The organism is Stenotrophomonas sp. FW305-C-20-S1 (genome assembly GCF_058783335.1).
Genome location: NZ_JBYTEK010000077.1, coordinates 1 through 2755 on the forward strand (window position 1 = coordinate 1; position 2755 = coordinate 2755).

The window sequence follows — 2755 nt, forward strand, 5'->3', positions numbered from 1 at the left end:
CCCCCCCCCCCCCCCCCCCCCCCCCCCCCCCCCCCCCCCCCCCCCCCCCCCCCCCCCCCCCCCCCCCCACTACCGTGATGCCAGGCGCGCTTTGACCTCGGCGGCAATCCGCGTGGTTTCGCGCAGGGGTTCGATGCGGTCGTACTGCCAGTCCAGCCAACGCGGCTGCAGGCGCCCGCGCTCTCGCAGCTGCTGCTGGAAGCGCGCCAACCGTCCCTGTGCGGTATCGGCCAGGGCCACCATCACCGGCATGCGGGTGGCGCTGGCCTCGGACAACAGGTTCACCGAATCGGGCGACACCACCACGCGGTTGGCCCAGCCGAGCAGGCCGGCATACGGGTTCACGCCATCGCCGCCATCGCCCCAGATCACATGCGGCAGATCGGCGAACTTCGCGCGCAGGATCTCGGCCAATGCTGGCGGCGTGCGTCGCGACGTCGTCGCCAGCAGGCTGCCGCCCTCGCTGCGGATCTGCTCGGCCAGCGCCTGGAATACATGCACCATCGCGGTTTCGTCCCACGGCGCCAGCGGCGTCGGGCCGCCCACCAGCAGCGCAGTGCGCGGGCCGGGCAGGGTGCTGAAGCTGGCGAACGCCGCGCGGCCCCAGGCCAGCCAGTCATCGTCCACCGGGTTCAGGCTGCCGATCAGGGTCAGCACGTTGCTGCCGCGCAACGCGTCATGTTCGGGCACCACCACCACGTCCCAGTGGCGGGAACCGATGCGCGGGTCGAGGATCTGCACCACCTGGCTGCCGCGCGCACGCAGTACGCGCAGCGCGCCGGCGGCCTGGCGGCCACAGCCGATCGCCAGCGCGGGCGCATCGGCGGCGAGGGTTGCCAGGGCTTGGCCGTAGCCGTGCACATCACCGGGCAAGCGCCGCGGTGCCAGCCAGCGCCATGGCGCCCGGGGCTGCAGGATCAGGGGGCGGTGGGTGCCTTGGCGCAGCGCCGAGGCCAGCGCGACCGCCTGCCGGACATTGCCGGCACGGCCGTCGGTGACCGTCCAAGGCGCGCTCGATCGTTTCACCATTGGCATTAATTCGTTTCAGCCCTGCTGGGTGTTGCAACAGTCGCGACACTCTACACTGCGGATCGACGTTTCGCCCCGCGCCGCCCGCGGGCACAGACCTTAGCCGCCCTGGAGATCCACCGATGTCCCACGCGCTCGACGCTGCTGCACTGGACCAGTTGTTCCGCACTGCCCGTACCCAGAACGCCTTCCTCGACAAGCCGGTCGAAGACGCCCAGCTGCACGCCCTGTACGACCTGCTGAAGTGGGGCCCGACCGCCGCCAACGGCAGCCCGGCGCGCTTCGTGTTCGTGAAGTCGGCCGAAGCCAAGGCCAAGCTGGCCCCGGCCCTGTCCGAAGGCAACCACAACAAGACCTTGGCTGCCCCGGTCACCGTCATCGTGGCCTTCGACCAGGACTTCCACGAGAAGCTGCCGTACCTGTTCCCGCACACCGACGCCAAGGCCTGGTTCGACGGCCCGCGCGAAGGCCGCCATGAAGGCGCGTTCCGCAACGGCAGCCTGCAGGGCGCTTACCTGATCCTGGCCGCACGCGCGCTGGGGCTGGATGCCGGCCCGATGTCCGGCTTCGACAACGCCAAGGTCGATGAAGCCTTCTTCGCCGGCACCAGCATCAAGTCGAATTTCCTGGTCAACCTGGGGTACGGTGACGATTCGGGCCTGTTCCCCCGTCTGCCGCGCCTGTCCTTCGACGAAGCGGCGCGCATCGCGTAAGTCGCTGTATCGGTTTCGGGCCCGCCCGCCGTGGCGGGCCATTGCTGCACTGTGTTCCCACCCTACGATCCGGAGAGTTCCTGAGATGAGCGCCACCCGTAAACTGCTGCTGCCGCTGGCCCTGACCCTGGCCATCGCCGCCTGCTCCAAGCCGGCCGACACCGCCGCCCCGGCGGCCGATGCTGCTGCCCCGGCCGCCACCGAACAGGCTGCCACCACCCCGGCCGCCGATGCCGCTGCTGCCGCCCCGGCCGCTGCCGCCATCACCATCGCCTCGGGCACCTACAAGCTCGACCCGACCCACACCGACGTGCTGGCGCAGTGGAGCCACTTCGGCTTCTCCAACCCGAGCGCGCACTTCGGCAACGCCGAAGGCACCCTGGTGTACGACGCCACCGACGTCACCAAGTCCACCGTGGAAGTGAAGCTGCCGTTGAGCGGCCTGAACAGCTTCACCGCCAAGTTCGACGAGCACCTGAAGAGCGCCGATTTCTTCGACGCTGCCAAGTTCCCGGCTGCCACCTTCAAGAGCACCAAGGTTGAATCGGCCGGCACCAACAAGCTGACCGTCACCGGCGACCTGACCATCAAGGACATCACCAAGCCGGTGACCCTGGACGTCACCGTCAACGGCGGCGGCGAGCACCCGATGGCCAAGGTTCCGGCCGCCGGCTTCGATGCCACCACCACGATCAAGCGCAGCGATTTCGGCGTCGGCGCCTACGCCCCGAACGTCAGCGATGAAGTGAAGATCCGCATCACCACCGAAGCCACCGGCGAGAAGCCGGCGGCTTGATCCCTCCCGCTCATTCGTCGTGAGAAGGCAGAAGGCCCGCTGAAAAGCGGGCCTTCTTTTTTGGCGATGTCCTGGACGGGTCGCTCGATTGCCTGATTGGCCGATTGCCGAATCACTCGGTGGCCCGATCGTCTGGTAGTGGGGGGGGGGGGGGGGGGGGGGGGGGGGGGGGGGGGGGGGAGGGGGGGGGGGGGGGGGGGGGGGGGGGGGGGGGGGG

3 protein-coding genes are annotated in these 2755 nt (G+C 69.9%); 2 read left to right on the plus strand and 1 reads right to left on the minus strand.

The window, feature by feature from the left end; genetic code table 11:
- Positions 1 to 69: 69 nt before the first annotated feature.
- A complete protein-coding gene (locus AC3WTC_RS20440; RefSeq protein WP_025878217.1) occupies positions 70 to 1029 on the minus strand; it encodes a mitochondrial fission ELM1 family protein in 960 nt (319 codons plus the stop codon).
- Positions 1030 to 1151: 122 nt separating this feature from the next.
- Between AC3WTC_RS20440 and AC3WTC_RS20445 the strand changes: the two genes are divergently transcribed.
- Both AC3WTC_RS20445 and AC3WTC_RS20450 read left to right on the plus strand, forming a co-directional pair.
- Complete coding sequence (locus AC3WTC_RS20445; RefSeq protein ID WP_025878215.1) at positions 1152 to 1742, plus strand: malonic semialdehyde reductase; 591 nt, start codon at positions 1152 to 1154, stop codon at positions 1740 to 1742.
- 85 nt (positions 1743 to 1827) lie between these two features.
- Complete coding sequence (locus AC3WTC_RS20450) at positions 1828 to 2538, plus strand: YceI family protein (protein ID WP_093820974.1); 711 nt, start codon at positions 1828 to 1830, stop codon at positions 2536 to 2538.
- The last annotated feature ends 217 nt before the right edge of the window (positions 2539 to 2755 follow it).